Consider the following 23,200-nt stretch of genomic DNA (forward strand, 5'->3'; position numbering starts at 1 on the left):
TTTTCGCCCTGTTTTCCATACCCATTACCACGCTTACGAGCTCATTCCGGTTAGACGTCGATTTTTCGCGCCACGATAAACAACCTGGGGAATCGCAGGAGCACCTTTCCGTTACACTGTAACGGATAGTGTTCGGCCAGTAGTTCGACATAGCGTGTCAGAAATGCGTTTCTGGACTGCTCGTCCAGGCCGGCCAGATAGGGACGCAATCCGGTCCCCTGCAACCAGTCGCTTATCGCCTGATGGGAAGCGAGGGGATGAAAATAGGTGGTGCGCCAGATATCAACTTCACAACCCTGACGGGTCAGCATGTCATACCAGGCGTCCGGCGGGAGTAAGGGCTGGCGCCCGCGGTCCGGTAATCCCTGCTCGTCGGCGACCTGGCGCATCAGAGTATGCGAAGGTTCCTGCCAGTTATCCGGCATTTGCGCGGCCAGCGTCCCGTTGACTGCCAGCTGCGCCACCAGATGTGGAAACAGCGTCTCATGATCCGCCAGCCACTGCAGAGAGGCGTTCGCATAGATCACGTCTACCGGTTGCGCAGGCCGCCAGCGGGCAATATCGGCGTCCATGAACTCACAGTCGGGTAAGGCCTGTGCCGCCTGAGCCAGCATGGCCGGGGAGTTATCGATACCGGTGATTGCCGCCAGCGGCCAGGCGGCGCGCAGCAGGCGGGTGCTGTTTCCCGGCCCGCAGCCAAGGTCGACAACGTGCTCAACCTGCAGATGGGCAATACGCGAGAGCAGGTCGGCCGCGGGGCGGGTACGTTCAGCGTCAAATTGCAGATACAAAGAAGGGTTCCAGTCAGCCATAGCGCGGTCCTGTGTGAGGGAAGACTGGGCAAAGCATAGAACGCTACTGGCAGCCTGTCAGCCGCCGAATGTTACCAGCGGTAACCCACTTCGTGACAGTGTCACAAAAAGAATAAACATCAGTGGGGTTTTCGCGTCTGGTCGGTACGCTCAGGGAGGCGGTGGGATGGACAGTCACTGCGCCCGTTGCGGGCGCAGTGACTTATTCGGCGTTCTTGAGCGCTTCAGCGCGGCTGGCGGTGGCGTAAACAAAATCCAGCATCGGTTCGAGATCGGTGTCGTAACCGGCCTGAATGATTTTACCTCGCAGCCATTCAATTTCGCTGGTGATATCGGGCGGGAAGATGTTGTTATCCTGCGCCCGGCGCAGCCATTTCAGCAGAAAGTTATTCTTTCCTCTGATACCGCCCGATTTTTTCGACTTTCCGTGCATCTTCAGCGCGACCAGGACGCAGTAATAGAAATGAACGCGCTGATTAAAACTTTGGTGCATGTCTGTGTTTCCCGCCAGAATCAGGAATTCACCGTGTGGGTCAGTGATTCGGATTGGACTACGGCGCCGGGCTGGATCGTTGTGCGATCTCTGTTGTTCTCCGCTACCGTCCTTGCATCTGTTGTCAGACGCTGAGGAGGATGTTGGCATGGAAGCCGAATCGTCGTCAATTGCCGATTCGTTTTTTGCCCGCGGCGATCCGCGGGCCAGGGCTGACTACGTTCCTGAGACGGCTCGCTGTTGTCGCTGGACGCGTAAAATGAGCAGGAAAGCGAACACCACGACAATCGCCGCCAACAGATATAGCGTGGCGAGGTCGTAGAAGCCGGCGACCCATCCGGCCAGCGGCCCGGTGAGTCCCAGCGCCAGGTCAAGAAACGCCGAGTAGGTGCCGAGGGCGGTCCCCTGGTTTTGCTCTTCCACCTGTTTGACTGCCTCGACCCCTAGCGCCGGGAAGACCAGGGAAAAACCCGAGCCGGTGAGAAAGGCGCCGACGCCAGCCACCCAGGCTGACGGCGCCAGCCAGATCAGCAGCAGGCCGAGACACTCGATCACAAAGCAGACCAGCGAGACCGGGACCCCGCCATAGCGGGTAATGGTATTTCCCAGCACCAGGCGGACGCAGATAAAGCCGACGCTGAACAGGGAGAGAGTAAACGCCGCGCCCTGCCAGCTGTGCGCCGCAAAATAGAGGGTGATGAAGGTGGCGATAACGCCGAAGCCAACGGTACCAAAGGCCAGCCCCAGGCCATAAGGCCAAATTTTTCGTACCACTGCGTGAAAGGGCGCTCTGACACCGGCAGTCACGCTGACATCCTGGCGGGTGCGGGCGAACAGCAGGCCGATGGCGGCCACCACCACCACCACCGTGGCAAATCCGCTAATGCCGAAATAGTGGTTAAGAGTGACCCCCAGCGGCGCCCCGATCGCCATGGCGACATAGGTCGCCACGCCATTCCAGGAGATCACCCGCGAGGTATGGATCGCGCCGACGGTTTTGATCCCCCAGAGCGTGGCGCCGGTCGCGGTAAAGCTCTCGCCGACACCAAGAAACACCCGGCCCGCCAGCAGCGCGGCGATGGCCAGCATCGGCGTCGCCTGCAAAAGCACCGCCAGCAGGGTGAATGCACCGCTCAGCAAACAGCAGATGATCCCGAGACTGACCACTTTTTTCGGGCCCCAGATATCGGTATAGCGCCCGGCGTGCGGTCGACTGATCAGCGTTGAGATGTATTGCAGGCTGATCACAATCCCGGCGACAAAGGTGCTGTAGCCCAGCTGATAGTGAATGTATCCCGGCAGTACGGCCAGCGGCAGGCCGATGGAGAGATAGCAGATACAGGTGAAGACAACGATCGAAATGATGCGCAAATTGAGTTGCGTGGTGCTGACGGAAGTGCTCATAGGGATAAGTGATTAATACAAGGGATGTTTAGCATAGCGCGCCGCGAGGACGCTGGCGAGTCGCGAGGGCGTTTTATCTGTCACCGATGAAGTCGCCGTCTGTACGAAGGGGCGCAACGGTCTGTACCGTCGATGATGTTGTGAATGCGCCCGCCATTAATCGGGTTTGCCGCTGGCGCCTGCGTACGGGCATGATGGCGTTAGCTTACCGCCGCGTTCAGGAGAGAACATGTCCCACGATTTCGCTGATATTGACGTTTTGTTCATTGCGGGCTTCGGTCCCATCACCCGCAGCACGTCGCAAAGCCGTGACTTCTATTGTCAGGCGTTGGGTTTGCCGCTAAAGCCGATGCCGGGTAACGAGGCGTATCTCCTCAGCGAGCAGGATGCCATCGGCGGGGTGAAACATTTCGCGCTGTGGCCGCTGGCGCAGGCGGCGCAGTCCTGCTTTGGTCAGGACCAGTGGCCGGAGACGGAGCCGGTGCCGCAGGCATGGATTGAGTTTGAGGTCCGCGACCTTACTGCGGCGACGGCGCGGCTGCAGCAGCGGGGATACCGCCTGCTCGTCGCGGCGTGCGACGAACCGTGGGGACAGACGGTCACCCGATTGCTCAGTCCGGAAGGGCTGCTGGCCGGGCTCACGGTGACGCCGTGGCTGCGGGCGGAAGAGCCATAGCGCCCGCGCCGGACGCGGTGCAGGACACACAGGAGAGGTTATTGATTCTCCTCGTGATCGGAAGCGCTTCGTACTTCTCCCCAGGCGCGGTTTTGCAACACGGTGCGATAGCCGTCGCGGTCGACGAAAGTGACGCCATTGACTTCCCAGTAAGGGTTAAACGCCGTGACCCGCAGAAAGCCGGCGGCGTCCATGGCGGCGCACTGTGCTTGCCATTCCGCCTGCTGTGGGTAATACAGCACCAGCAAATCTTCATCTCCTGGCGAGGGAGTGACGGGATGGTGGCGACAGTGGGTGAATTCCAGATGCCAGCCCGCGTCGGGCGCGCCGAGCATAATCCCGCTGAATCCTTCATGATCGGTAAAGCTGCCGAGTTGCTGAAGCCCCAGCCCGGCGCAATACATGCTGGCGGTGGCGTCCAGTTCACTGACCGGTCTGGCAATACGCATATGGCTGAACAACATAATGGCTCCCGTAAGCAAAAGCTCAAGTTGATACTGTACCGGTAAATCGGCCCGGCGTGTGTTAAGACGTGCCCGGGCGCCATTTTCTCTCTGTCAATACCATAGCGGATTAACGTCCGCCTTGCGCCGACATTCTCTCTTAATCATAATAAAAAAAGAATTATAAAATACTATTGTTCTTAATATGAGAATCATTGTGAGGTGGTGGATGAATAACAGATCGCGCCAGGCCATATGGCTGGCACTGGCTGGGTCGATAGTACTGATGATCGGCATGGGCTACGGGCGCTTTGCCTTCACCGGCGTGCTGCCGCTGATGCTTAATGAAGGTCTGTTGACCCTGCACCAGGGCAATCTCGCCGCGTCGGCCAATTACGCTGGTTATCTGGTCGGCGCGTTGCTGCTGGCGCGGGTGCAGCCTGGGGCCGCCAGCCGACTGAGCATTATCTCCGCCGGGTTGACCATCGCCAGCCTGGCGCTGCTGGCCTGGGTGAGCTCGCCGTGGACCATTATTGCGCTGCGCGCCGTCGCCGGCGCGCTGAGCGCGATAACGCTGATTGCCGGTTCGCTGTGGCTGCTGGAACATATGGGCCATCATCACGGGGCGCCGTTGCTGTATGCCGGGGTGGGGCTGGGGATATTTATCTCTGCGGAGGGGATCGCCCTTGGACATGCCCTGAGCCTCACCAGCCAGCAGATCTGGCTGCTCTGCGCATTATGCGCCGGTCTGCTGCTGGCGCTGGCGATCCGTTGGCTGCTGACTCCGCCGGCTGCACTGGTGAGGGTTTCCCATGTTGAGACCTCCTTGCCTGAGGCCGGGAGCGATACGCGTCGCGCGGCGTGGCGACTATTGATGGTTTACGGCCTGGCGGGCTTCGGCTATATCATCACCGCCACTTATCTGCCGTTGTTTCTGTCCGGTTCACTGCAGAGCGTTGACCCGGTCCATCTGTGGGCGCTGTTTGGTCTGGCGGCCGCGCCGTCCTGCCTTATCTGGCATAAGCTGGTGCTAAAGTGGGGGTACCGGCAGGCGCTGACCCGCAACCTGATCGTCCAGGCGCTTGGCGTGATCCTTCCAGCCTGCAGCGCTTCACTGCTGTTTTGCGTGCTAAGCGCGCTATTGGTGGGCTTTACCTTTATGGGCACCGTCACCATTGCGCTACCGAAGGCGAAAAGTCTCAGCCATCAGGTGAGCTTCAATATGATTGCCGCGATGACTGCACTGTACGGCGTGGGACAGATTGCCGGGCCGCTTATCGCCGGCGCGCTGTATCAGATCGCGGCTTCATTTAACCCGGCGCTCTATGCTGCGGCGCTGGCGCTGCTGATTGCCGCAGGGCTGGTCTTTACCGAACGCCGGGCTTAGCCAATCGCCACGCTTTGCAGCAGCTTGCGCCACTCGCTCAGAGCGGGGGCGTTCAAGCCGCTGCGCCAGATAAGCTGGGTGGTCGCCTCGCACAGCGGTTCGCTAAGGCAGTTTTCGGGAAGCGTCATCTGCGACAGCACGCTCTGCGGCAGCAGGCAGGTGTAGCGTCCGGAAGCCACGCAGGCGAGCATGCTGTGATAGGAGTTGACCTCATGCACCTCGACGGCCGCCTGCTGCTCCGCCAGCCAGCGTTCGCCCAGCGCGCGGTAGCTGCAGCCGCTGGCGAATGCCGCGAACCGCAGCGGGCCCGGGGTCTGCGGACGGACCAGCATCAGCGTTTCATAAAACACCGGGGTGCATGCCAGCTCGGCGGGACAGGCCGGTTGACCATCGGCCCCAGGCGGCAGGCAGACCAGCGCGGCATCGAGGGCGGCGGTTAACACTCCCTCGGTTAACTGGCGGGTCGGTTGGGTGATAAGGGTGATATCCACCTGCGGGCACCGTTGTTGAAAGCGGGTAAGCAGCGGCGGCAGCCGGCTGGCGGCGGTCGCCTCCATCGCGCCCAGACGCAGACTGCCGCCTGGGGTTGTCGGATGCAGAGCCTGCTTTGCCTCTTCCGCCAGGCTCAGGATCCGCCGGGCATAGCTGAGAAACTGCACGCCTGCCGGGGACAACACCATTTTTTTGTTGCCGCGAACGAAGAGCTCAACGGCAAGCTCCTCTTCCAGCTGCTGAATGCGGGTCGTGATATTGGACTGTGCGCGGCCCAGCCGTTTTGCTGCCTGGGTGACGCTCTGCGTTTCTGCCACCTGAATGAAGATCTCTAGTGTGCTGTGGTTCATATTTTTCTTCTCAATACGATAATGATGTTGATCTTACCATCTTTAAAGGAGATGGTAAGCCTCCGGCACCGCTAATGCATGAGGAAACCATGAGCAACCCGCTGCTTTCGCTTATTGATATTGATTATCCCCTGATTCAGGCCCCGATGGCGGGCGTCTCCACCCCCGCGCTGGCTGCCGCGGTAAGTCATGCCGGCGCGCTGGGCTCGCTGGGGCTGGGTGCTTCAACCGTTACCCAGGCGGAAGCGATGATAGTCGCCACCCGCCAGCTGACGGACCGTCCGTTCAATGTCAATCTGTTCTGCCATGCGCCGCCCCGGCGCGACGCCCGGCGGGAAGCCGACTGGGCAACAACTTTACGACCCCATTTTGCCCGCTATGGCAGTACGCCACCGGATTCGTTAAGCGAGATCTACCAGACATTTATCGGTCATGCGCCGATGCTGGAGCTGCTTCTCGACCTGTCGCCGGCGGTGGTGAGTTTTCATTTTGGTCTTCCTGAACGTGAGACGATCCAGCGTCTGCGACAGCAGCGGATTGTCACCCTGGCGACGGCAACCTCGCTCCAGGAGGCGCTGCTGATTGAACAGCAGGGGATCGACGTAGTGGTCGCTCAGGGCTATGAGGCGGGCGGACACCGGGGGATCTTTGCTCCGCAGGAGCCTGATGCCCAACTGAGCACGTTCACCCTGGTGCAACTTCTGCGGCGTCGGCTAACCATCCCGGTGGTAGCCGCCGGGGGCATCATGGACGGGGCGGGGATCACCAGCGTAATGCAGTTGGGGGCGCAAGGCGTTCAGCTCGGTACGGCGTTTTTACTGTGTCCGGAGTCCGCCGCCGACGCCGGTTATCGCGCGGCGATCAACAACAGCATTGACGGACGTACGGTGCTGACCTCCGCGATATCCGGGCGTCCGGCACGCTGTCTGGCGAATGCCTTCTGTGCGCTGGGGGAAGCCTGTCCGGCGAGCGCCGTGCCGGATTATCCGCTGGCGTATGATATCGGCAAAGCGCTGGCCGCCGCCGCGAAAGCCCAGGGCGTTCATGAGTATGGCGCCCACTGGGCCGGGCAGGGTGTGGGGTTGATCCGCGAGTGTGACGCCGCCAGTCTGGTTCGTCAGCTGGCGGCAGAGTGCGGCTGGAACTAGTGTCTGACGGTTAGCGACGGTGGGCCAGGCTGCGCACCAGCCGATCGCCGGCCATTTGCACACCCTGGACCATCGCCACCAGGATCAGCACCGTGCCAAACATGACTTCATTATTAAACCGCTGATAGCCGTAGCGGATGGCGAGGTCGCCGAGTCCACCGCCGCCGATCACACCGGCCATGGAGGAGAAACCAATCAGCATCACGATGGTCAGCGTGATCCCGGCCAGCAGCGTTGGCAGGGCTTCCGGCAGCAGGGATTTAAAAATCACGTGCCAGACGTTACCGCCCATCGACAGAATGGCTTCGATTCTCCCGTAGTCCACCTCGTCGAGCGCGTTTTCCGTCAGACGGGCAAAGAACGGAAAGGCGCCGATGGTCACCGGCACGATGGCGGCGGTGCTGCCCAGCGTGGTGCCGACGATCAGGCGGGTAAAGGGGATCAGGGCGATCAGCAGCACGATAAACGGCAGCGACCTGCCGATGTTGATCACCGCGCCTAACAGCGCGTTCAGTTTCGGCATCGGCGCCAGCCCGTTGGCGCGGGAAATAAATAACAGCACGCCGGTGGGCAGCCCGATCAGCACGGTAAACAGGGCCGCCAGGCCCACCATATAAAGCGTATCCAGCGTGCCGTCGAGTAATAACGGCCACAAATCTTCCCAGCTCATGCTACTCCGCATAATGGCCTCCCCTGAACGCCGTGACGGGTAAGAAAATCTTGTTCAGCCTGCGGGTCGTGCAGCAACGACTGGCGCAGCCGCGACCATGGGGTCACCAGCAGGTCGGCGAGTTTACCGCTCTCGACAATCTCGCCCTGTTCCAGCAGCGCCGCGTGGTCACAAATGGTTTTCACCACCTCCAGCTGGTGCGTAATCAACACGATGGTCAGATTGAGGCGCTGGTTAATATCCGCCAGCAGGGCCAGCACCGAGGCGGTGGTCTCGGGATCCAGCGCACTGGTCGCCTCATCGCACAGCAACACTTCCGGCCGGGCGGCCAGCGCCCGGGCGATGCCGACGCGCTGTTTTTGCCCACCGGAAAGCTGCGACGGGAAGGCGGCGGCCTTTTCGCTGAGATCCACCAGCTCCAGCAGTTCGCGCACCCTGGCCTCGCGAGCGGCCCTCGGCACTCCGGCAATCTCCAGCGGCACCGCGATGTTGTCAGCGACGGTGCGGGCATGCAGCAGATTGAAGTGCTGGAAAATCATCCCGGTGCGCAGGCGATAATCCCGCAGCGCCGCCTTGTTCAACTGGGTAATATCCTGTCCGTTCACCAGAATGCGGCCCGAGGTGGGCCGCTCCAGTAAATTGAGACAGCGGATGAGCGTACTTTTGCCGGCGCCACTGCGCCCGAGAATGCCGTATATTGCCCCTTTCGGTATCTGCAACGCGATATCGTTCAGCGCCGGTCGGCCGGTTCCGGCGTAGGTTTTGCTCAGCCCTTCGATGGTTATCATGACTGAGGGGCCACCGGGATCACCGAGCCGTTGTAGGTTTTACGGATAAACTCCGCCACCTGCGGTGACGTCAGATCTTTCGCCAGCGCCTTAATGCGCGGGTCATTCGCCAGGGCTGGGGTGGTCACCAGAATATTGGCGTACGGATTATGCTCGGCGCTTTCCAGCCCCAGGGCATCTTTCGCTGGCACCAGGCCGGCTTCCAGCGCGTAGTTACCGTTAATCACCGCCAGGTCGACATCGTCGAGGGAACGCGGGATCTGCGGTGATTCAATCTCCAGAATCTTCAGGTGTTTCGGGTTCTCGACAATATCCTTCGGCGTCGCCAGGGTGGTGGCCGGGTCGGTAAATTTGGGATCCAGCTTAATAAGCTTCTGCGCCTGCAGCAGGAACAGCGCCCGGCTCAGGTTGGTGGTGTTATTCGGCACCGCCACGGTGGCGTTTTCCGGCAGTGATGAGAAATCTTTATGCTTATGCGAGTAAATTCCCAGCGGCTCAATATGCACGGTGGCCGCGACGGCAAAGGTTTTACCCAGCGCTTTTTCCTGATCCTTCAGATAGGGAACATGCTGGAAGTAGTTGGCATCCACATCGCCACTGGCCAGCAGTTCATTGGCGTTGACCCCGCTGGTCAGCTCCACCACCTTCAGATCGAGGCTGGGATCGATTTTTTTGATGTAGTTGAGGATCTCCGCGTGGGGAACCGGGTCCGCGGCGACGCGCAGCGCGGCAGCCTGGGCAGACGTCCATGCCAGAGAAAGAGACAGTGCGACCCCTGCCAGTTTAAAAGCGGCATATTTCATGGTGTGTTCCTTTTTAGTTATGGTTAAACGATCAATTGCTCGGCGCGTTCGCGAAACACGTCCTGATAGTAGCGTTCCGCCACGTCCGGATGGGAACGCAGACGGCCCTTGAGATAATTCCAGCCGACATCGCGTAGCAGCGGATTGTGCGGGTCGCTGTCCGGACCTCGCGCTTCACGCGCCAGTTCGGGCGGCAGGGTGTAAACCGGCACCACCGCGTCAAGCTGGGCGCCGAGGAAGAAAGCGATGGAGAGGCGCTGCTGCTGCGCCGGCGGCGACACCACGCGATGGACGGTGGCGCGCAAATACCCGTTGGTCGCCAGCTCCAGCAGTTCGCCAATATTGACCACAAAGCTGCCGGCCAGCGGCACGGCGTCGATCCATTGTCCAGGCGCGACCTCTACCTGCAGTCCTTTCTGTTCGTCCTGCAGCAGGAAGCTGAGGAAACCGGAATCTTTATGGGCGCCGACGCCCTGGCTGCTTTGGGTCTCCTGCTGGCCGGGATAGCGGATCAGTTTGATATGCTCGTTGGGTTTCTCGCCGTAGAGCCGGTCAAAGGCATTCTCCGGGAGCTGCAGGGCTTCGGCAAAAGCGCGCAGCAGGCGGATGCCCACCTGGGTCATCTGCTGTTGCCAGTGAAGTAACACCGGTTTAAGCGACGGCAGGGCGGCAGGCCACAGATTCGGACCCTGCAGGCGCTGCCAGCGCGGGGCGTCGTCGCTGAGGGTCAGCGCCGGACGTTCGGCGCCGATATCAAACTGCTCTCGCCAGTCAGGCTGGCCGCGCGTCAGCTCTGAGGCCGCGCGGTTATAGCCGCGAAAATGAGGGGAGTGGATCATCGCCACCTGCTGTTTCTGCGCCTCATCGAGAGCAAAAAAGCGTTGAGACTGGCGCTGAACTTCATACTGAAGCGCGTCGTCCACACCGTGGTTGATCAAATAGAAGAAGCCGATGTCGCGGGCGGCGTGACGCAGGTCGGCCAGGAAGGCCGCTTTATCCGCGGGGTCCGCGTAGCGGGCCAGGTCGAGAATCGGCAGGGTGGTCGCGTTCATTGTGTTCTCCGAAAACGGGGTAATAAGTTATGGGTTGATTCAGGTTCAGGGTTCGGGCACAACAGCAGCGCATGGTGATTTCCTCTGTCCGGGGCTGAACACAGCTTGCCTCAAGGCCAAATAAGCAACCAATAACGTTATTTTCTAATTTATGACCGCGCGGGGTTCAGTGCTTTTGCGTTAAATAGATATAGGCGCAAAGCGCGTAATGAAGCCGGTTGCGCCCGTCGGTCAGAGCCAGTAAGGTAGGCGCACTTTTTTAATGCGGAACGGACGTATCGTAATGCACAGCTCGAAAGATCCCCTGCACGGCGTGACGCTGGAAGCGCTGCTCAATGCCCTGGTGGCGCGCTATGGCTGGGCGGAAATGGCCCGCCAGGTCAACATTAACTGCTTTAAAAGCGATCCCAGCATTAAGTCCAGCCTCAAATTTCTCCGCCGGACGCCGTGGGCGCGCAAAGAGGTAGAGGCCATGTATCTCGCCTCCCTTGATGATGACGCGCCGGTGGAGAAAGCGGATCCCTGGGCAAACTGGCAGAAAAAATAACCCTTACCACAGGACACCATCATGCAGAGCTGGAGCAGTAAAGATTTCACCGCCGACCGCGCGTGGGGCGCGCTGGATATCGCCAATTTTTCCGGGACCACCGTGCGTCTGCACTGGACCGACCAACCCTATATCTGGCACATCAACGATGGTCAGGAGGTGTTTGCCGTGATGGATGGTCAGGTGGCGATGCATGTGAAAGTCGACGGCGAGGTGCAGGTCATCATGCTGAACGCCGGCGATATCTTCTACGCCGAAGTGGGATGCGAGCATGTCGCCCATCCGCAGGGGGCGGCGCGTATTCTGGTGATCGAGAAAGAAGGGTCGGTCTGATCCCTCCGGCGGGCGGTTCTTAGCCCGCCGTTTCATCACCGGTTAGACTCAACATACCGCGTTGATATAAATCACTTATCCAGCTTTCGATATATTTAATTCTTGTTTGCCATTCCCTTCACCCCAGCACTATCTTTTGCCGCAGGCGCCTGAACAGGCACAATCGCGGGAGAGATCATGGCAACCTTGCAGTGGGACCACGCAGTACAGTTTGTGAATCAGCCGGAAGCGGCCATTCAGACCTTTGCCGACCAGCAGCTGCGGGCGGTGGCCGGAGGGCGACATCCGGGGTGGGGAACCCGCAATGCGCTGAGCTATTTTGGCCTGACCTATATCGAATTCCTCGCCATTTCCGACCCGGACGAACTGCGCGCCGCGACGGACAGGTTCCTGCTTTCGCGGGATGCCGAGCGGTTGCTGCCGGAGAACGAAGCGCTGTTTCGGGTGGCGCTGCGCAGCGACGACATCGAGGCCACTCATGACCAGTTGCGTCGCAAGGGGTTGGCGGTATCACCGATTGTCGATGGTCAGCGCAACGATCCGCAGGGCAATATCATCCGCTGGCGGATCTTCACCATCGATGGCGACACTGACGGGCTGGTCTATCCATTTGTGCTGCAGTGGGGAGAAGACGATACCACCCGGCTGGCGCGGCTGCGCGCTCAGGAACTGGACGTGCCGCACCCGCTGGGCGACATTGCGCTTGAGCAGGCGGTGTTCGAGGTGGTCAATCCGCAGGCGGTACGCGATCGCTGGCAGGCGCTGCTGGGCTTCCCGCCACAGGGGGAGCAGGGACTGGACGTGGGCGGCCAGTGGTTTACTTTCCGCGAAGGACCCGCTAACCAGCTGACCGAACTGGTGTTTCGCGTCGCCAACCCGGCGCTTAAGGGGCAGCGCTTTCGCGTCGGCAACGGCGTGTATCGCTTTACATAAAAGCTGAATCTAGCGTGCTGTGGCGCGCAGGGCCCCCGGCGGCTGGCCGGTGATGCGTTTGAAGGCCCGGCTGAAGGCCGCCAGCGATTGATACCCGAGGCTGAAGGCGACCGTTTCCAGCGACTGGCCTTCGTGGGTGATGTACTGCACCGCCAGCCGCATACGCAGCTCGGTCAGATAGCGAGCGGGGGTGGTGTCTGTCGCGGCGAGAAAACGTTCCGCGAACAGCGAGCGTGAAAGCCCCGCCTCCCGCGCCAGATCTTCCACTTTCCAGTTGACCCCCGGGCGCTGATGCATGGCATAGATCGCTTTTGCCAGCCGGGGATCGCGCAGGACCTGTACCCAACCGGTGGCGTTGCCACATCCGCACTCTACCCAGCCGCGGACAATCAGCGCGGCCACCACGTCCGCCAGCCGGGCGAGGATCCCGGCATAGCCTACCTGGCGGGTGAGGGATTCCCGCTCCATCGCTACCAACAGCGGCTGGATCTCCGGCCAGGTGTTTAGCAGGCTGCTGACCCGCATCACCTCGGGCATGGCCTTCACCAGCGGCTGCATGCCGCCGAGCTCAAAATCCATACAACCGCTGAAAATGACGGCGCGCTCCGGGCAGTCCGGGCGGCCGCCGGCGTTGATACAGCTTACCGTGCTGCACACCGTTTCGCTGGGCAGCTGGGCCACATTGACCACCGTGGCCTGCGGATCAGAAAGCAGGGCGTGCCCGTCGCCGTTGGGAATAAACAGTGCATCGCCGCTCTCGAGGGTGAACTGTTCTCCGCTGGCCATGCGCAGCAGCACCGGCCCGCGGCTGATGAAATGGAACTGGGCTTTACCCGCCACGGCGCTAAAGCCGACGCCGAACGGGCGTGCGGTTTCGATGCGCCGGTAGTTAACGCCGGAGAGGCGCATCCCGCGCAACAGTTCGCTGGTCAGGTCGATGCCAGGCTGGCTCATGGTAATTCCGGACGAATAATCAATAACTGAAGAGTATGCATCATATATCGTCCAAAGGTAAGTCCCTAAGATGACCAGGATGTTAATAAAACTGGAGAGATGTATATGAGTTCCTGCATAGCTGCTGACGCGAGCCTGTCACCCGCCAAACCTGCCTGGCGCGCCGTCTATGCCCTGGCCCTCGGGGTGTTCGGCCTGATCGTGGCCGAGTTTCTGCCCGCCAGCCTGTTAACGCCGATGGCCAGCAGCCTCGGGGTCAGTGAAGGGATGGCCGGACAGGCGGTCACCGCGACGGCGCTGGTGGCGTTAGTCACCGGCCTGCTGATCGCCACCGCCACCCGCAATATCGATCGCCGGTGGGTGCTGATGTTCTTTTCCGTGCTGCAGATAGTCTCCAGCCTGATGGTCGCTTTTGCCGATTCGCTGGCGTTTCTCCTGCTGGGCCGTCTGCTGCTGGGGGTCGCCATCGGCGGCTTCTGGGCGATGTCCACTGCCACGGCGATGCGTCTGGTGCCGGCGGCCCATGTGCCGAAGGCGCTGGCGATCATCTTTTCCGCGGTGTCTGTCGCTACGGTGGTGGCCGCGCCGCTCGGCAGCTATCTTGGCGAGCTGATCGGCTGGCGCAACGTATTTATTCTCTGTGCGATACCCAGCCTGCTGGCGCTGCTCTGGCAACTGTGGGTGCTGCCCTCCATGCGCCCGGAGAGCGTCGGGACCTTCTCCACGCTGTTCAGGGTGCTGCGCCGTCCCGGTATGCTGGGCGGCATGCTGGCGACAATCCTGATTTTTAGCGGCCATTTCGCCTTCTTTACCTACCTGCGGCCGTTCCTTGAGACCGTGGCGCAGGCCAGTGTCGAAGGGGTCTCGCTGATATTGCTCGGCTTCGGTATCGCTAACTTTATCGGCACCTCGGTGGCGAGCTATCTGCTGAGCCGTAGCCTGCGCCTGACCCTGGCGCTGGTGCCGTTGATGATGAGCGTTCTGGCGCTGCTGATGGTGACGTTTGGCCATTTGACCGTGCTGGACGGGCTGCTGGTCGCCCTGTGGGGATTTGCCTTCGGTCTGGTGCCGGTGGCCTGGTCCACCTGGCTTGCCACCACCGTGCCGGATGAAGCAGAAAGCGCGGGCGGTCTGCTGGTCGCCTCTATTCAGCTGGCCATCAGCGCCGGGGCCGCCGGCGGCGGGGCGGTGTTTGATTTGCACGGCGCCAGCGGCGTCTTCACCGGCAGCGGTCTGCTGCTGTTGAGCGCGATGGTGATTGTTTTCGCCGCCGTGCGGGTGAAACCGGTCGCCAGCGCTGACCAGCCGGAGACGGGCCGCTTATCCCGCGAGATCGATAACTAAATTGGCCGACAGGCTGCGGGAGCAGCACAGCGCAATATGCTGCTCTGCGGCCTGTTTTTCCGCCTCCGACTGCACGGTATCCCGGTGGTCGACGGTTCCCTCCCGCACCGGCGTCAGGCAGGCGCCGCAGATCCCCATCTCGCAGGAGAGCGGCACCGCGACGCCATGCTCCTGTAGCACCTGGGCGATGGTTTTGTTCCCCGGGACCGGCCAGCGTTCCCCGGTGGAGGCGAGGGTGATGGTGAAGGTTCCGTCCGCCGCCGACGCTGCCGTCGGGGCGGGCGGCTGGAACGCTTCGCTGTGCAATTGCGCCTCCTCCCATCCGGCCGCCCGCGCGGTATCGCGAACCCGGGCCATAAATCCGGGCGGACCGCAGAAGTAGACCCGGGTGTCGGCGTGCGGAGCCCCCAGATCCTGCGCCAGCCGCTGGCGCGGACTCTGCCCCTCGTCTGAGCAGTGGATCTGGCAGATTCCACCGGTTAGCTGGCGGGCGATCTCGGTGGCGAAGGCGGCCTCCTGCGCACGGCTAACGTAATAGTGCAGCGTAAAGCTGGCGCCGGACGCCGCCCGGGCGTGGGCCATCGCCAGCAGTGGCGTAATGCCGATCCCGGCGGCGAGAAGCACCACATGGCCGCCCTCGTGCAGCGGAAAGTGGTTGCGCGGGGCAGAGATCATCAGCGGTTGTCCCGGGCGCAGGGTGTCGTGGACATAGCCTGAGCCACCGCGGGACTGCGCCTCGCGGGCGATGCAGAGCAGATAGTGATCCCGTTCGGCCGGGCTGCCGGTCAGGGAGTACTGGCGGATCAGCCCGCAGGGAAGATGGAGATCGATATGGGCGCCGGGTGTCCACGCCGGCAGCGGTTGCCCCTCGGCGCTCACCAGACGAACGGCCAGATTTTTCGCGCCCTGACGCCACAGGCCATCGACCACCACGGGGAATATGTCGCGCATATGACCTCCACTCATACCAGAAAGAAATCGCCAAAACCCATCTTCTTCAGCCCGCGCCGGTAGGCGATGGAGCTACGGTCTGCCGGAATATGCGCCTCAAGGGTCAGATCCAGCGGCAGCCGCTCCGGACGCTGGGTTTCTACCATCAGGCGGTCCTCTTCGAACACTCGCAGGTTGAACGCATGTACGTCTTCCACCGGCACGTGCAGGTCGAAATTGCGGGCAATAGGGGCAAACATCCGCGTCACCCGTGACGACACCGGCGAGGCGGCGTTCATGATCACCAGCCTGGCGTCGGCGGGAAAATGGATGGTCAGCGTAGCGGTGAACGGCAGATGCATTTCAAAGTGACGCAGCCACTGGAACCCTTCCGGCGCGCGGAAATCGGAGCTGGCCGGGTAATTGCCCACCGAGCTCCAGTAGTCGGCAACAAAGCCGAACGGCGTCTCCTGCGGGGTGTAGTCCGGCACCTGCTGGTTGTCCGGATCGGCGAAGGTGTCGGTGTGGATCCACGCGAAGTGGGCGACATCGAGAAAGCCTTCGACCTGGCGGCCGGCAAATCCCTTCACCTCGAAGGCCGGGCAGTTGATTTGCTGAAATCCCGCGTCGTCCCAGTGCGGCATGGTCGGTAACGGCGGCGGATTGTCCGGATCGCAGGCCAGGCAGGTCCAGATCAGCCCGTAGCGCTCCTCCACGGCGAAGCTGGTGAGATGCAATTTGGCCGGAATGGGTTGCCCCGGACTGGAGGGGATACGGTTGCAGCGGCCATCCTCGCCAAAGCGCAGGCCATGATAGGGGCAGACGATACCTTCCTCTTCATGAAACCCCAGGGTCAGCGGCACCCCGCGGTGCGGGCAGACGTCGCGGGCGACCACCACCTGGCCTTTAATACGGTAGATAACCAGCTGTTCGTCCAGCAGGGTGGCTTTCACCGGGGCGCCGGTAATATCGCAGGCGCGGGCCACCGGGTGCCAGCAGCGGGCCAGCCGCAGCCAGTCCTCTGGATCAAAGGTGCAATGGGCGGGGGGCGTGGGGGTGATTGTCTTCATGATTTCTCTTCCTGCTCACATCGGTGATTGTTTTATTGTTGTGAGATTATTGTTGTCATATTAGGGTGTTCACATCCATCACCATTAATTCACTCTGCTGTTGCAAAAAAGAGTACAGGGGTGCCATGAGTCCTTTTTCCCGTTTCGCCCACTATTTTATCGCCGTGGCCCGCTGCGGCAGCTTGCGCCGGGCCGCCGAGCAGCTGCATATCTCCGCCTCGGCAATTAACCGCCAGATCCTGCAGGCCGAGGAGGCCTTCGGCACCCCGCTGTTCGAGCGCCTGCCGGAGGGACTGCGGATGACCACCGCCGGTGAACTGCTGTATGACAATCTGCTGCGCTGGCAAAAGGAGTTTCGCCAGACCCGGCAGAAATTTGATGAGCTGCAGGGGATGAAGCGCGGGAGCGTCAGCGTTGGGATGGTGCAGGCGCTGGCGGAAGGGGGCTTCGCCGCCGCGCTGGCGGAGATCATCGCCAGCTGGCCGTGGCTGGAGCTGGATCTGCAGGTGGCGGACAGCCACACCGTCAGCCAGAAAGTGCGTCAGGCGGACCTGGACGTCGGCCTGATCCTCGATCCGCAGGGGCAGGCCGGACTCAGCGTGCTGGCCTTTGCCGAACTGGAGGTGGGGATTGTGATGCGCCCGGACCACCCCCTGGCGGGGGCGAAAGCGCTGTCATTGGGCGAGCTCAGCCTGGAGCGGCATATCGTGCCCGGCGCGCCGCTGATCGTCCATGAGCGGGTGGCGCTCCTCTATCGCCACCATGACTTTGCGCCGGAGAATACCATCAGCTGCAATGATATCCGGCTCATCAAGTCGCTGGTGCTACGCGGCAGCGGCGTGACGCTCCTCAGCCTGCTCGACGTGCTGGACGAAGTCCAGCGCGGACAGCTGGCCTTTATCCCGCTGCGCAGTACGCTGCTGCGACCGCTGACCCTGGCGCTGTGTACCGCGCCCTCGCGTCAGCTTTCGCGGCCCGCGCAAATGGCCATTCAGACGCTGAGTGCGGTGATTGAATCCATGGCGACGGTCAGCCCAGCGGCCCGCTGAGGATGGTGTCGCACATGCCGTTGATAATGCGCTCCCCGGTCTCCTCGCGCAGCTCCTGGTACCAGGCTTCGGTGAGCTGCATATCCTTCCCGTGGGTAATATCGCAGCGCTTGCGCGCCTTCAGCACCAGGTCACGAACCCGGTCGCAGCGCTGGGCCTCGTACTCGCGCAGCGCGGCCGCAATATCGTGGGTCTGGCGGAAAACGGCGCCCAGCACCACCGCATCTTCCATCGCCGCGCAGCCTCCCTGGCCAATATCCGGGGTGGTGCTGTGTCCGGCGTCGCCGAGCAGCGCGACGCGGCCGCGCACCAGGCGGCTGAACGGCTCGATATCATGGATTTCAATACGGTTGGTGGTCTGCGGGTCGAGGGTGGCGATAAGCTGCTGCACCGGCGGCGCCCAGCCGGCAAAATAGCGGCTGAGGTCGGCGCGCAGAGTGTCGCGATCCTCCGCCAGACCCGCCGGCAGCGGCACATCAAAGAAAAAATAGAACCGGCCGGCGGAGACCGGCATCAGCGAGACGCGCTTGCCTTCGCCGACAAAGGTGGTCCACTGGTCGCCGGGCGCCAGCGCTTCATCTATTTCCACCAGACCGTTCCAGTTGACGTAGCCGGCGTAGCGGCGCTGCGGGGTAAAGCCCAGCACCCACGGACGCAGTGCGGAATGGCTGCCGTCGGCGGCAATCAGCAGATCGCCGCTGGCGCTGCTGCCATCGGTAAACCACACCGTCACGCCGTCGGCATCTTCCTCACAGCGGGTGACGCGTTTGCCGAACTGCACGCTTTCCCGTCCCCAGAAATCCAGCATTTCCCGCTGCAACTCTGCCCGGGAGACCGGGCAGGGGCGGCTGCCGGTGCGTTCGATCAGCGGGGCGAGACTGAACTGGGTCATGTTCTCGCCGCTGCGGAAATCACGATACGCCATCCGGCGCAGCGGCCCGCCGAAAGTCTCCATGATGTCACCCATGCCGAGGTGGGCCATGCACTTCACGCCGTTGGGCCACACGGAAATCGCCGCGCCGACCGGTTTGATCTCTTTCACCGCTTCATAGACGTCGCAGTCGATTCCCGACTGTTTGAGCGCCACTGCCGCACTTAAGCCGCCGATGCCGGCCCCAATCACGATTGCTTTCATTTTTTTCTCCTTCTCCCGATGTTGTGACTGACTACAGCAATTTGCGTACCAGTTCACCGGAGGGAGGAAAACCGCCTGCCAGAGGCACAGAGATAGGTCATGACGCACCGCATCGGTGCAATGTGAGGTATTGATTGCCTTTTTATGAATCAAAAGTTTCTCAATGTCGCATTGAGAATCTATCGTTTCATCACTCTGGTTCAGCATCGGTGGGGAGGTATAGGTAAATAGAGTAATTTAAGTTAATGATTTTGCAGCATTAATGAAATTTTCTGGTCGCTTTTGTCGTCTCTGGCCTGCTTTGTGCACTAGCCCATGCACTTCTCTTTGCTATGGGATTACACCATGTCTGACGAACATCACAGTGGCTTGCTTTACGGCCTTGAACAGCGGATCCCACCGCTTCCGGCCTTTTTCAGCGCTCTCCAGCATGTGCTGGCGGGCCTGGTGGGGATCATCACGCCGCCGCTGATTATCGGCGCTACCCTCGGGCTTGGCGACTGGCTGCCGTATCTCATCAGTATGTCGCTGCTGGCCTCGGGCATTGGCACCTTTCTGCAGTCCAATCGGGTATGGGGCGTTGGCGCCGGGATGATCTGCATGCAGGGCACCAGCTTCGCCTTCCTCGGCGTGACGGTGGCCGGAGGGATGTGGGTAAAAGCGCAGGGCGGCGGGCCGCAGGATATGATGGCGATGCTGTTTGGCGTTAACTTTGTCGCCGCTCTGGTGCCGGTGATTGTCAGCCGTTTTATTGAGCCGCTGAAAAAAATCTTTACCCCCATTATCACCGGCAGCGTGATTGCGCTGATCGGCATCAGTCTGATCAAAGTCAGCGTCATCAACTGGTGCGGTGGGGAAAAGGCCGAGGATTTCGCCAGCATGAGCAACATCGCGCTCGGGGCGGGCACCCTCGGGGTTATCGTCCTGCTGAGCTGCGCCAAAAACCGCTGGCTGCGTCTCTCCTCGGTGGTGGTGGGCATTGCCGTGGGCTGCGTCGCGGCAGGGCTGAGCGGTCAGTTCCATCTTCACAGCCTGGGCGACACTCTGTTTCGCCTGCCGACGCTGTTTCCGTTCGGCTTTCAGTTTAACAGCGCGATATTTCTGCCGGTCGCCCTGGTGTCGCTGGTTTGTATTCTGGAGGCGGTGGGCGATCTGACGGCCAACTCGCTGATTTCGCAACAGTCTATTGATGATCACGCTTTTCGTAACCGGCTGAAGGGCGGTATCCTGGCGGACGGTGTCAGCTGTATGGTGGCCGCCATGCTCTGTGCTTTTCCGAACACCACCTTCGCGCAGAACAACGGCGTGATCCAGATGACCGGGGTGGCCAGCCGCTATGTCGGACGCTACATTGGCGTGATTCTGATCCTGCTTGGACTGTTTCCCCCGGTGGGCGAACTGCTGCGGCAGATCCCGGCGCCGGTGCTGGGGGGCGCCACGATGGTGATGTTTGGCTGTGTAGTGGCGGCCGGGATCCGGATTATTACCCAGACCCCGCTGAGCCGTCGCGATGTGCTGATTGTGGGGCTGGCGTTTGGTGCTGGCCTTGGCGTGGAGTCAGTGCCGGCGTTTCTCAGCCATTTTCCGCCGATGGTCGGCGATCTGTTCGGTTCGGCGGCCACCAGCGGTGGGCTGGTAGCGATAGCGCTGAACCTTATTCTGCCGCAGGAGCAGGCGGCGACGAAAACGATAAGGAGTCAGGATGATCGCGCTGAGTCAGTTTAACGGCCTGAGTAAAGATGAGGCAGTGGGGCTGCTGGCCCCCTGCGTGGCGATCCCGGCCTGGGGCGAGACGCTGGTGAACTTGCGACCTTTTGCCAGCCGTCATGCGCTACTGCAGACCGCCCGTGAGGCGATGGATTACTGGGGAGAGGACGAGCTGAACGCGGCGCTCAGCGCCCATCCGCGGATCGGTGAAAAGCCGACCGGCGGCCAGGCGCACGCGGCGCTGTCGCGCCAGGAGCAGTCGGCGGTGGACAGCGAGAATGAGCGGCTCGCGCAGGCCCTGCAGGAGGGCAATGCCCGCTACGAGGCCCGTTTTGGCCGGGTGTTTTTAATCCGCGCCAAAGGGCGCAGCGGCGAAGCGATTTTACAGGCGCTGACGCGCCGACTGCAGCATACCGCCGACGAAGAAGTGACTGAGGCGCTTGCCCAGCTGCGAGAGATTACGATGTTAAGACTGGAAGGAGTGATTGGCGAATGAGTACCCTGAGCACCCATATTCTGGATATTTCCACCGGCAGGCCGGCGGAAGGCGTGACGGTCAGCCTGAGTCGGGAGGGCGAGACGCTGGTGACCCTGGTGACCAACGCCCAGGGGCGTATCGCCACCTTTAGCGCCGCACCGCTGCCGGCGGGGAGCTATTGCTTAACGGCGGAAACCGGGGCGTGGTTTGCCCGCGCCGGGCGGGAGAGCGTCTTTACCCGGGCGCAGATTGATTTTGTTATCGGCGAGGCGGCAGATGACCATTTCCATCTGCCGTTTCTCATCGCCCCGGGCGGGTGGTCGACCTACCGCGGCAGCTAAACCCGGCTGCCCGATGCCGGGCGGCGCTGCGTTTGCCCGGCCTGGATCGTTACGGCGCGGGCAGAGACAGCTCGTAGGCCCGGTAAGGCGCAGCCGCCACCGGGCATGTAAAGGTGTCTCCGGCCACCATCCTTCCTGTTTTATCCCCACTCAAGGATAATCACCCACCTATCCCCACCAGGGGATAATCTTGACATTATCCCCTGCGGGGTATAAAACCAAATTTATCCCGATAGGGGGATAAATGATGGTGAGGAACAAGGCGATGAATTCCCCGCAGATATACAGTCCCGTGCAGCTGGCCAATTATCTGAAGCTGCTGCGCCAGCAGAACCACTGGACCCAGGATGCGCTGGCCAGGCGGATCGGCATTAAGCAGGCCACACTGTCCAATTTTGAAAATCACCCCGACAAAACCACCTTAACCACGCTGTTTAAGATCCTCCAGTCGCTAGGGGTGGTGATGACGCTGAACGCCAAAGCCACAGAGACGGCGCCGGCTCCCGATAACAACACGGACCTTGACTGGTAATGGCGACGCTTACCACCTGGATGAACAATGTGCGCGTGGGCACCTTAACCCGCCAGGCTAACGGGGCGCACAGTTTTCGCTATGACGAAGAGTGGCTGCGCAGCCCGCGCGCCAGACCGCTCTCCCTCTCGCTGCCGCTGCAGTATGGCAATATCACCGCCGACGCGGTGTATCACTATTTTGATAACCTGCTACCCGACAGCCCGCAGGTCCGCGATCGGATCGTCAGGCGCTATCAGGCGCGCTCGAAGCAGCCGTTCGATCTGCTGGCCGAAGTGGGACGGGATAGCGTAGGGGCGGTGACTCTGCTACCGCCGGGGGAAGAGGCGCACCTCGAGGGGTTGCGCTGGCAGACGCTGGACGAGGCGCAGCTCACCGCTTTGCTGACCGCCTACCAGTCGGATATCCCTCTCGGGATGATTACCGGCCAGGATGATTTCCGTATCTCGGTGGCCGGCGCCCAGGAGAAAACGGCGCTGCTGCGGATGGGCGGGCACTGGTGTATTCCGCAGGGCACCACGCCGACCACGCATATCATTAAACTGCCCATCGGCGAGATAAAGCAGCCTAATGCGACGCTGGATCTGCGTGAAAGCGTGGATAACGAGTTTCTGTGCCTGGCGCTGGCCAGGGAACTGGGCCTGGCGGTGCCGGAGGCAGAGATTATCACCACGCCGCGGATCCGCGCGCTGGCGGTGACCCGCTTTGACCGGCGCTGGGCGCAGGAGGGACGGGTGCTGCTGCGTCTGCCGCAGGAGGATCTGTGTCAGGCCTTTGGCATCCCGTCGTCGATGAAATATGAATCTGACGGCGGGCCGGGTATTGCGGCAATCATGGCCTTTCTGCTGGGCTCCAGTGAAGCCCTGAAAGATCGCGCAGACTTTATGAAATTCATGGTTTTTCAGTGGCTGGTTGGGGCAACGGACGGGCATGCGAAGAACTTCTCGCTCTTTTTGCTGCCCGGTGGCAGCTACCGTCTAACGCCGTTCTACGACATCATTTCGGCGTTTCCGGTGCTGGGAGGCACGGGACTGCATCTGCGCGACCTGAAGCTGTCGATGGGGCTCAATGCCACAAAAGGGCGGAAAACAGAGATTAACGCCATCTATCCGCGTCATTTTCTGGCAACCGCCAAAGCGGTGAACTTTCCTGGGGAGCAGATGCTGGCGATCCTCCAGGAGTTTGCCGGGCATGTGCCGCAGGCAATCGAAAGCGCTCGCCGGACGCTGCCGGCGGACTTTTCCAACCACGTCTGGCGGGCCATTACGGAAAATATGCTGAAGCTGCACGCCCGCCTGCAGCAAGGGCTGCAGGCGTTATAGCGAAGCC

The 23,200-nt window shown here is 61.4% G+C and carries 26 protein-coding genes; 13 read left to right on the forward strand and 13 right to left on the reverse strand.

Going from position 1 to position 23,200, the window contains the following annotated elements; all coding sequences use genetic code 11:
* Positions 1-50: 50 nt before the first annotated feature.
* The 3 genes from tam to NKJ21_RS03795 all read right to left on the reverse strand — a co-directional run bounded on the left by tam (position 51) and on the right by NKJ21_RS03795 (position 2,709).
* On the reverse strand, positions 51-812 hold the full coding sequence (tam, locus tag NKJ21_RS03785; RefSeq protein ID WP_039103390.1) for a trans-aconitate 2-methyltransferase: 762 nt from the start codon (positions 810-812) through the stop codon (positions 51-53).
* Positions 813-1,014: 202 nt separating this feature from the next.
* Entirely contained in the window at positions 1,015-1,305 is a 291-nt protein-coding gene (locus tag NKJ21_RS03790) for a hypothetical protein (RefSeq protein WP_008804940.1), read from the reverse strand.
* A 216-nt stretch (positions 1,306-1,521) separates the two neighbouring features.
* Entirely contained in the window at positions 1,522-2,709 is a 1,188-nt protein-coding gene (locus NKJ21_RS03795; protein WP_008804939.1) for an MFS transporter, read from the reverse strand.
* A gap of 229 nt (positions 2,710-2,938) precedes the next feature.
* Between NKJ21_RS03795 and NKJ21_RS03800 the strand changes: the two genes are divergently transcribed.
* On the forward strand, positions 2,939-3,385 hold the full coding sequence (locus NKJ21_RS03800; protein WP_110203701.1) for a VOC family protein: 447 nt from the start codon (positions 2,939-2,941) through the stop codon (positions 3,383-3,385).
* A gap of 38 nt (positions 3,386-3,423) precedes the next feature.
* Here NKJ21_RS03800 and NKJ21_RS03805 read toward each other — a convergent pair whose 3' ends face one another.
* Complete coding sequence (locus NKJ21_RS03805) at positions 3,424-3,849, reverse strand: VOC family protein (RefSeq protein ID WP_016161001.1); 426 nt, start codon at positions 3,847-3,849, stop codon at positions 3,424-3,426.
* Between the two features lie 208 nt (positions 3,850-4,057).
* Between NKJ21_RS03805 and NKJ21_RS03810 the strand changes: the two genes are divergently transcribed.
* Positions 4,058-5,215, forward strand: a complete 1,158-nt coding sequence (locus tag NKJ21_RS03810) for a YbfB/YjiJ family MFS transporter (protein WP_008804936.1) — start codon at positions 4,058-4,060, stop codon at positions 5,213-5,215.
* Here NKJ21_RS03810 and NKJ21_RS03815 read toward each other — a convergent pair.
* Positions 5,212-6,057, reverse strand: a complete 846-nt coding sequence (locus tag NKJ21_RS03815) for a LysR substrate-binding domain-containing protein (protein WP_239270393.1) — start codon at positions 6,055-6,057, stop codon at positions 5,212-5,214. The genes NKJ21_RS03810 and NKJ21_RS03815 overlap by 4 nt on opposite strands.
* Before the next feature lie 89 nt (positions 6,058-6,146).
* On the opposite strand from NKJ21_RS03815, the gene NKJ21_RS03820 reads away from it, so the two are divergent.
* Positions 6,147-7,205, forward strand: a complete 1,059-nt coding sequence (locus NKJ21_RS03820; RefSeq protein WP_222846519.1) for a nitronate monooxygenase family protein — start codon at positions 6,147-6,149, stop codon at positions 7,203-7,205.
* Between the two features lie 10 nt (positions 7,206-7,215).
* Here the strand turns inward: NKJ21_RS03820 and NKJ21_RS03825 are convergent, their stop codons facing one another.
* The 4 genes from NKJ21_RS03825 to NKJ21_RS03840 are packed head-to-tail and all read right to left on the reverse strand — an operon-like array spanning position 7,216 to position 10,518.
* Positions 7,216-7,875: a methionine ABC transporter permease gene (locus NKJ21_RS03825; protein WP_004217626.1), complete on the reverse strand. Its 660-nt coding sequence runs from the start codon at positions 7,873-7,875 to the stop codon at positions 7,216-7,218.
* On the reverse strand, positions 7,872-8,663 hold the full coding sequence (locus tag NKJ21_RS03830) for a methionine ABC transporter ATP-binding protein (protein WP_008804932.1): 792 nt from the start codon (positions 8,661-8,663) through the stop codon (positions 7,872-7,874). Before NKJ21_RS03830 ends, NKJ21_RS03825 begins: the two co-directional genes overlap by 4 nt.
* Positions 8,660-9,466, reverse strand: coding sequence for a MetQ/NlpA family ABC transporter substrate-binding protein (locus NKJ21_RS03835; protein WP_002904638.1), 807 nt, complete (start codon positions 9,464-9,466; stop codon positions 8,660-8,662). Before NKJ21_RS03835 ends, NKJ21_RS03830 begins: the two co-directional genes overlap by 4 nt.
* 23 nt (positions 9,467-9,489) lie before the next feature.
* Positions 9,490-10,518 carry an isopenicillin N synthase family oxygenase gene (locus NKJ21_RS03840; RefSeq protein ID WP_008804931.1) on the reverse strand — a complete coding sequence of 343 codons (1,029 nt, stop codon included), beginning with the start codon at positions 10,516-10,518 and terminating at the stop codon, positions 9,490-9,492.
* Between the two features lie 283 nt (positions 10,519-10,801).
* On the opposite strand from NKJ21_RS03840, the gene NKJ21_RS03845 reads away from it, so the two are divergent.
* The 3 genes from NKJ21_RS03845 (at position 10,802) to NKJ21_RS03855 (ending at position 12,331) form a co-directional block, all read left to right on the forward strand.
* Positions 10,802-11,065 (forward strand): VF530 family DNA-binding protein, encoded by a 264-nt coding sequence (locus tag NKJ21_RS03845; RefSeq protein ID WP_002904643.1) that lies wholly within the window; start codon positions 10,802-10,804, stop codon positions 11,063-11,065.
* 21 nt (positions 11,066-11,086) lie between these two features.
* Positions 11,087-11,398: a cupin gene (locus NKJ21_RS03850; protein ID WP_087498796.1), complete on the forward strand. Its 312-nt coding sequence runs from the start codon at positions 11,087-11,089 to the stop codon at positions 11,396-11,398.
* Between the two features lie 177 nt (positions 11,399-11,575).
* On the forward strand, positions 11,576-12,331 hold the full coding sequence (locus NKJ21_RS03855) for a VOC family protein (RefSeq protein WP_023297599.1): 756 nt from the start codon (positions 11,576-11,578) through the stop codon (positions 12,329-12,331).
* A gap of 9 nt (positions 12,332-12,340) precedes the next feature.
* Here NKJ21_RS03855 and NKJ21_RS03860 read toward each other — a convergent pair whose 3' ends face one another.
* The gene (locus NKJ21_RS03860; RefSeq protein ID WP_022066160.1) at positions 12,341-13,285 is read right to left on the reverse strand and encodes an AraC family transcriptional regulator; all 945 of its coding nucleotides are present in this window, start codon (positions 13,283-13,285) and stop codon (positions 12,341-12,343) included.
* A 105-nt stretch (positions 13,286-13,390) separates the two neighbouring features.
* Between NKJ21_RS03860 and NKJ21_RS03865 the strand changes: the two genes are divergently transcribed.
* Positions 13,391-14,629 carry an MFS transporter gene (locus NKJ21_RS03865; protein ID WP_032413413.1) on the forward strand — a complete coding sequence of 413 codons (1,239 nt, stop codon included), beginning with the start codon at positions 13,391-13,393 and terminating at the stop codon, positions 14,627-14,629.
* Here NKJ21_RS03865 and hpxE read toward each other — a convergent pair.
* Complete coding sequence (gene hpxE / locus NKJ21_RS03870) at positions 14,606-15,580, reverse strand: molybdenum cofactor-independent xanthine hydroxylase subunit HpxE (RefSeq protein ID WP_032700970.1); 975 nt, start codon at positions 15,578-15,580, stop codon at positions 14,606-14,608. The two genes, NKJ21_RS03865 and hpxE, sit on opposite strands and share 24 nt — an antisense overlap.
* A gap of 11 nt (positions 15,581-15,591) precedes the next feature.
* Positions 15,592-16,629 carry a molybdenum cofactor-independent xanthine hydroxylase subunit HpxD gene (hpxD, locus tag NKJ21_RS03875; protein WP_004148366.1) on the reverse strand — a complete coding sequence of 346 codons (1,038 nt, stop codon included), beginning with the start codon at positions 16,627-16,629 and terminating at the stop codon, positions 15,592-15,594.
* Between the two features lie 125 nt (positions 16,630-16,754).
* On the opposite strand from hpxD, the gene hpxR reads away from it, so the two are divergent.
* Positions 16,755-17,678, forward strand: a complete 924-nt coding sequence (gene hpxR, locus NKJ21_RS03880) for a LysR family hpxDE operon transcriptional regulator HpxR (RefSeq protein WP_008804925.1) — start codon at positions 16,755-16,757, stop codon at positions 17,676-17,678.
* Here the strand turns inward: hpxR and hpxO are convergent.
* On the reverse strand, positions 17,659-18,813 hold the full coding sequence (gene hpxO / locus NKJ21_RS03885; protein ID WP_008804924.1) for an FAD-dependent urate hydroxylase HpxO: 1,155 nt from the start codon (positions 18,811-18,813) through the stop codon (positions 17,659-17,661). The two genes, hpxR and hpxO, sit on opposite strands and share 20 nt — an antisense overlap.
* Before the next feature lie 345 nt (positions 18,814-19,158).
* Here hpxO and NKJ21_RS03890 point away from each other — a divergent pair, with 345 nt between their 5' ends.
* The 5 genes from NKJ21_RS03890 to NKJ21_RS03910 all read left to right on the forward strand — a co-directional run bounded on the left by NKJ21_RS03890 (position 19,159) and on the right by NKJ21_RS03910 (position 23,193).
* Positions 19,159-20,538, forward strand: coding sequence for a nucleobase:cation symporter-2 family protein (locus NKJ21_RS03890; RefSeq protein ID WP_012968246.1), 1,380 nt, complete (start codon positions 19,159-19,161; stop codon positions 20,536-20,538).
* Entirely contained in the window at positions 20,516-21,016 is a 501-nt protein-coding gene (gene uraD, locus NKJ21_RS03895; protein WP_008804922.1) for a 2-oxo-4-hydroxy-4-carboxy-5-ureidoimidazoline decarboxylase, read from the forward strand. The genes NKJ21_RS03890 and uraD overlap by 23 nt, the downstream gene beginning before the upstream one ends.
* Positions 21,013-21,339 (forward strand): hydroxyisourate hydrolase, encoded by a 327-nt coding sequence (uraH, locus tag NKJ21_RS03900; RefSeq protein WP_008804921.1) that lies wholly within the window; start codon positions 21,013-21,015, stop codon positions 21,337-21,339. The genes uraD and uraH overlap by 4 nt, the downstream gene beginning before the upstream one ends.
* 265 nt (positions 21,340-21,604) lie before the next feature.
* Positions 21,605-21,871 carry a type II toxin-antitoxin system antitoxin HipB gene (gene hipB / locus NKJ21_RS03905; protein ID WP_008804920.1) on the forward strand — a complete coding sequence of 89 codons (267 nt, stop codon included), beginning with the start codon at positions 21,605-21,607 and terminating at the stop codon, positions 21,869-21,871.
* On the forward strand, positions 21,871-23,193 hold the full coding sequence (locus tag NKJ21_RS03910; protein WP_135714288.1) for a type II toxin-antitoxin system HipA family toxin: 1,323 nt from the start codon (positions 21,871-21,873) through the stop codon (positions 23,191-23,193). Before hipB ends, NKJ21_RS03910 begins: the two co-directional genes overlap by 1 nt.
* The last annotated feature ends 7 nt before the right edge of the window (positions 23,194-23,200 follow it).

It is taken from the genome of Klebsiella sp. SWET4 (genome assembly GCF_024296565.1).
Taxonomy (GTDB): Bacteria; Pseudomonadota; Gammaproteobacteria; order Enterobacterales; family Enterobacteriaceae; genus Klebsiella; species Klebsiella variicola.

Bases quoted from the DNA above. Each gene is read 5' to 3' on its own strand.
- tam (WP_039103390.1), bottom strand. From the start codon at position 812: ATGGCTGACTGGAACCCTTCTTTGTATCTGCAATTTGACGCTGAACGT.
- NKJ21_RS03790 (WP_008804940.1), bottom strand. From the start codon at position 1,305: ATGCACCAAAGTTTTAATCAGCGCGTTCATTTCTATTACTGCGTCCTG.
- NKJ21_RS03795 (WP_008804939.1), bottom strand. From the start codon at position 2,709: ATGAGCACTTCCGTCAGCACCACGCAACTCAATTTGCGCATCATTTCG.
- NKJ21_RS03800 (WP_110203701.1), top strand. From the start codon at position 2,939: ATGTCCCACGATTTCGCTGATATTGACGTTTTGTTCATTGCGGGCTTC.
- NKJ21_RS03805 (WP_016161001.1), bottom strand. From the start codon at position 3,849: ATGTTGTTCAGCCATATGCGTATTGCCAGACCGGTCAGTGAACTGGAC.
- NKJ21_RS03810 (WP_008804936.1), top strand. From the start codon at position 4,058: ATGAATAACAGATCGCGCCAGGCCATATGGCTGGCACTGGCTGGGTCG.
- NKJ21_RS03815 (WP_239270393.1), bottom strand. From the start codon at position 6,057: ATGAACCACAGCACACTAGAGATCTTCATTCAGGTGGCAGAAACGCAG.
- NKJ21_RS03820 (WP_222846519.1), top strand. From the start codon at position 6,147: ATGAGCAACCCGCTGCTTTCGCTTATTGATATTGATTATCCCCTGATT.
- NKJ21_RS03825 (WP_004217626.1), bottom strand. From the start codon at position 7,875: ATGAGCTGGGAAGATTTGTGGCCGTTATTACTCGACGGCACGCTGGAT.
- NKJ21_RS03830 (WP_008804932.1), bottom strand. From the start codon at position 8,663: ATGATAACCATCGAAGGGCTGAGCAAAACCTACGCCGGAACCGGCCGA.
- NKJ21_RS03835 (WP_002904638.1), bottom strand. From the start codon at position 9,466: ATGAAATATGCCGCTTTTAAACTGGCAGGGGTCGCACTGTCTCTTTCT.
- NKJ21_RS03840 (WP_008804931.1), bottom strand. From the start codon at position 10,518: ATGAACGCGACCACCCTGCCGATTCTCGACCTGGCCCGCTACGCGGAC.
- NKJ21_RS03845 (WP_002904643.1), top strand. From the start codon at position 10,802: ATGCACAGCTCGAAAGATCCCCTGCACGGCGTGACGCTGGAAGCGCTG.
- NKJ21_RS03850 (WP_087498796.1), top strand. From the start codon at position 11,087: ATGCAGAGCTGGAGCAGTAAAGATTTCACCGCCGACCGCGCGTGGGGC.
- NKJ21_RS03855 (WP_023297599.1), top strand. From the start codon at position 11,576: ATGGCAACCTTGCAGTGGGACCACGCAGTACAGTTTGTGAATCAGCCG.
- NKJ21_RS03860 (WP_022066160.1), bottom strand. From the start codon at position 13,285: ATGAGCCAGCCTGGCATCGACCTGACCAGCGAACTGTTGCGCGGGATG.
- NKJ21_RS03865 (WP_032413413.1), top strand. From the start codon at position 13,391: ATGAGTTCCTGCATAGCTGCTGACGCGAGCCTGTCACCCGCCAAACCT.
- hpxE (WP_032700970.1), bottom strand. From the start codon at position 15,580: ATGCGCGACATATTCCCCGTGGTGGTCGATGGCCTGTGGCGTCAGGGC.
- hpxD (WP_004148366.1), bottom strand. From the start codon at position 16,629: ATGAAGACAATCACCCCCACGCCCCCCGCCCATTGCACCTTTGATCCA.
- hpxR (WP_008804925.1), top strand. From the start codon at position 16,755: ATGAGTCCTTTTTCCCGTTTCGCCCACTATTTTATCGCCGTGGCCCGC.
- hpxO (WP_008804924.1), bottom strand. From the start codon at position 18,813: ATGAAAGCAATCGTGATTGGGGCCGGCATCGGCGGCTTAAGTGCGGCA.
- NKJ21_RS03890 (WP_012968246.1), top strand. From the start codon at position 19,159: ATGTCTGACGAACATCACAGTGGCTTGCTTTACGGCCTTGAACAGCGG.
- uraD (WP_008804922.1), top strand. From the start codon at position 20,516: ATGATCGCGCTGAGTCAGTTTAACGGCCTGAGTAAAGATGAGGCAGTG.
- uraH (WP_008804921.1), top strand. From the start codon at position 21,013: ATGAGTACCCTGAGCACCCATATTCTGGATATTTCCACCGGCAGGCCG.
- hipB (WP_008804920.1), top strand. From the start codon at position 21,605: ATGAATTCCCCGCAGATATACAGTCCCGTGCAGCTGGCCAATTATCTG.
- NKJ21_RS03910 (WP_135714288.1), top strand. From the start codon at position 21,871: ATGGCGACGCTTACCACCTGGATGAACAATGTGCGCGTGGGCACCTTA.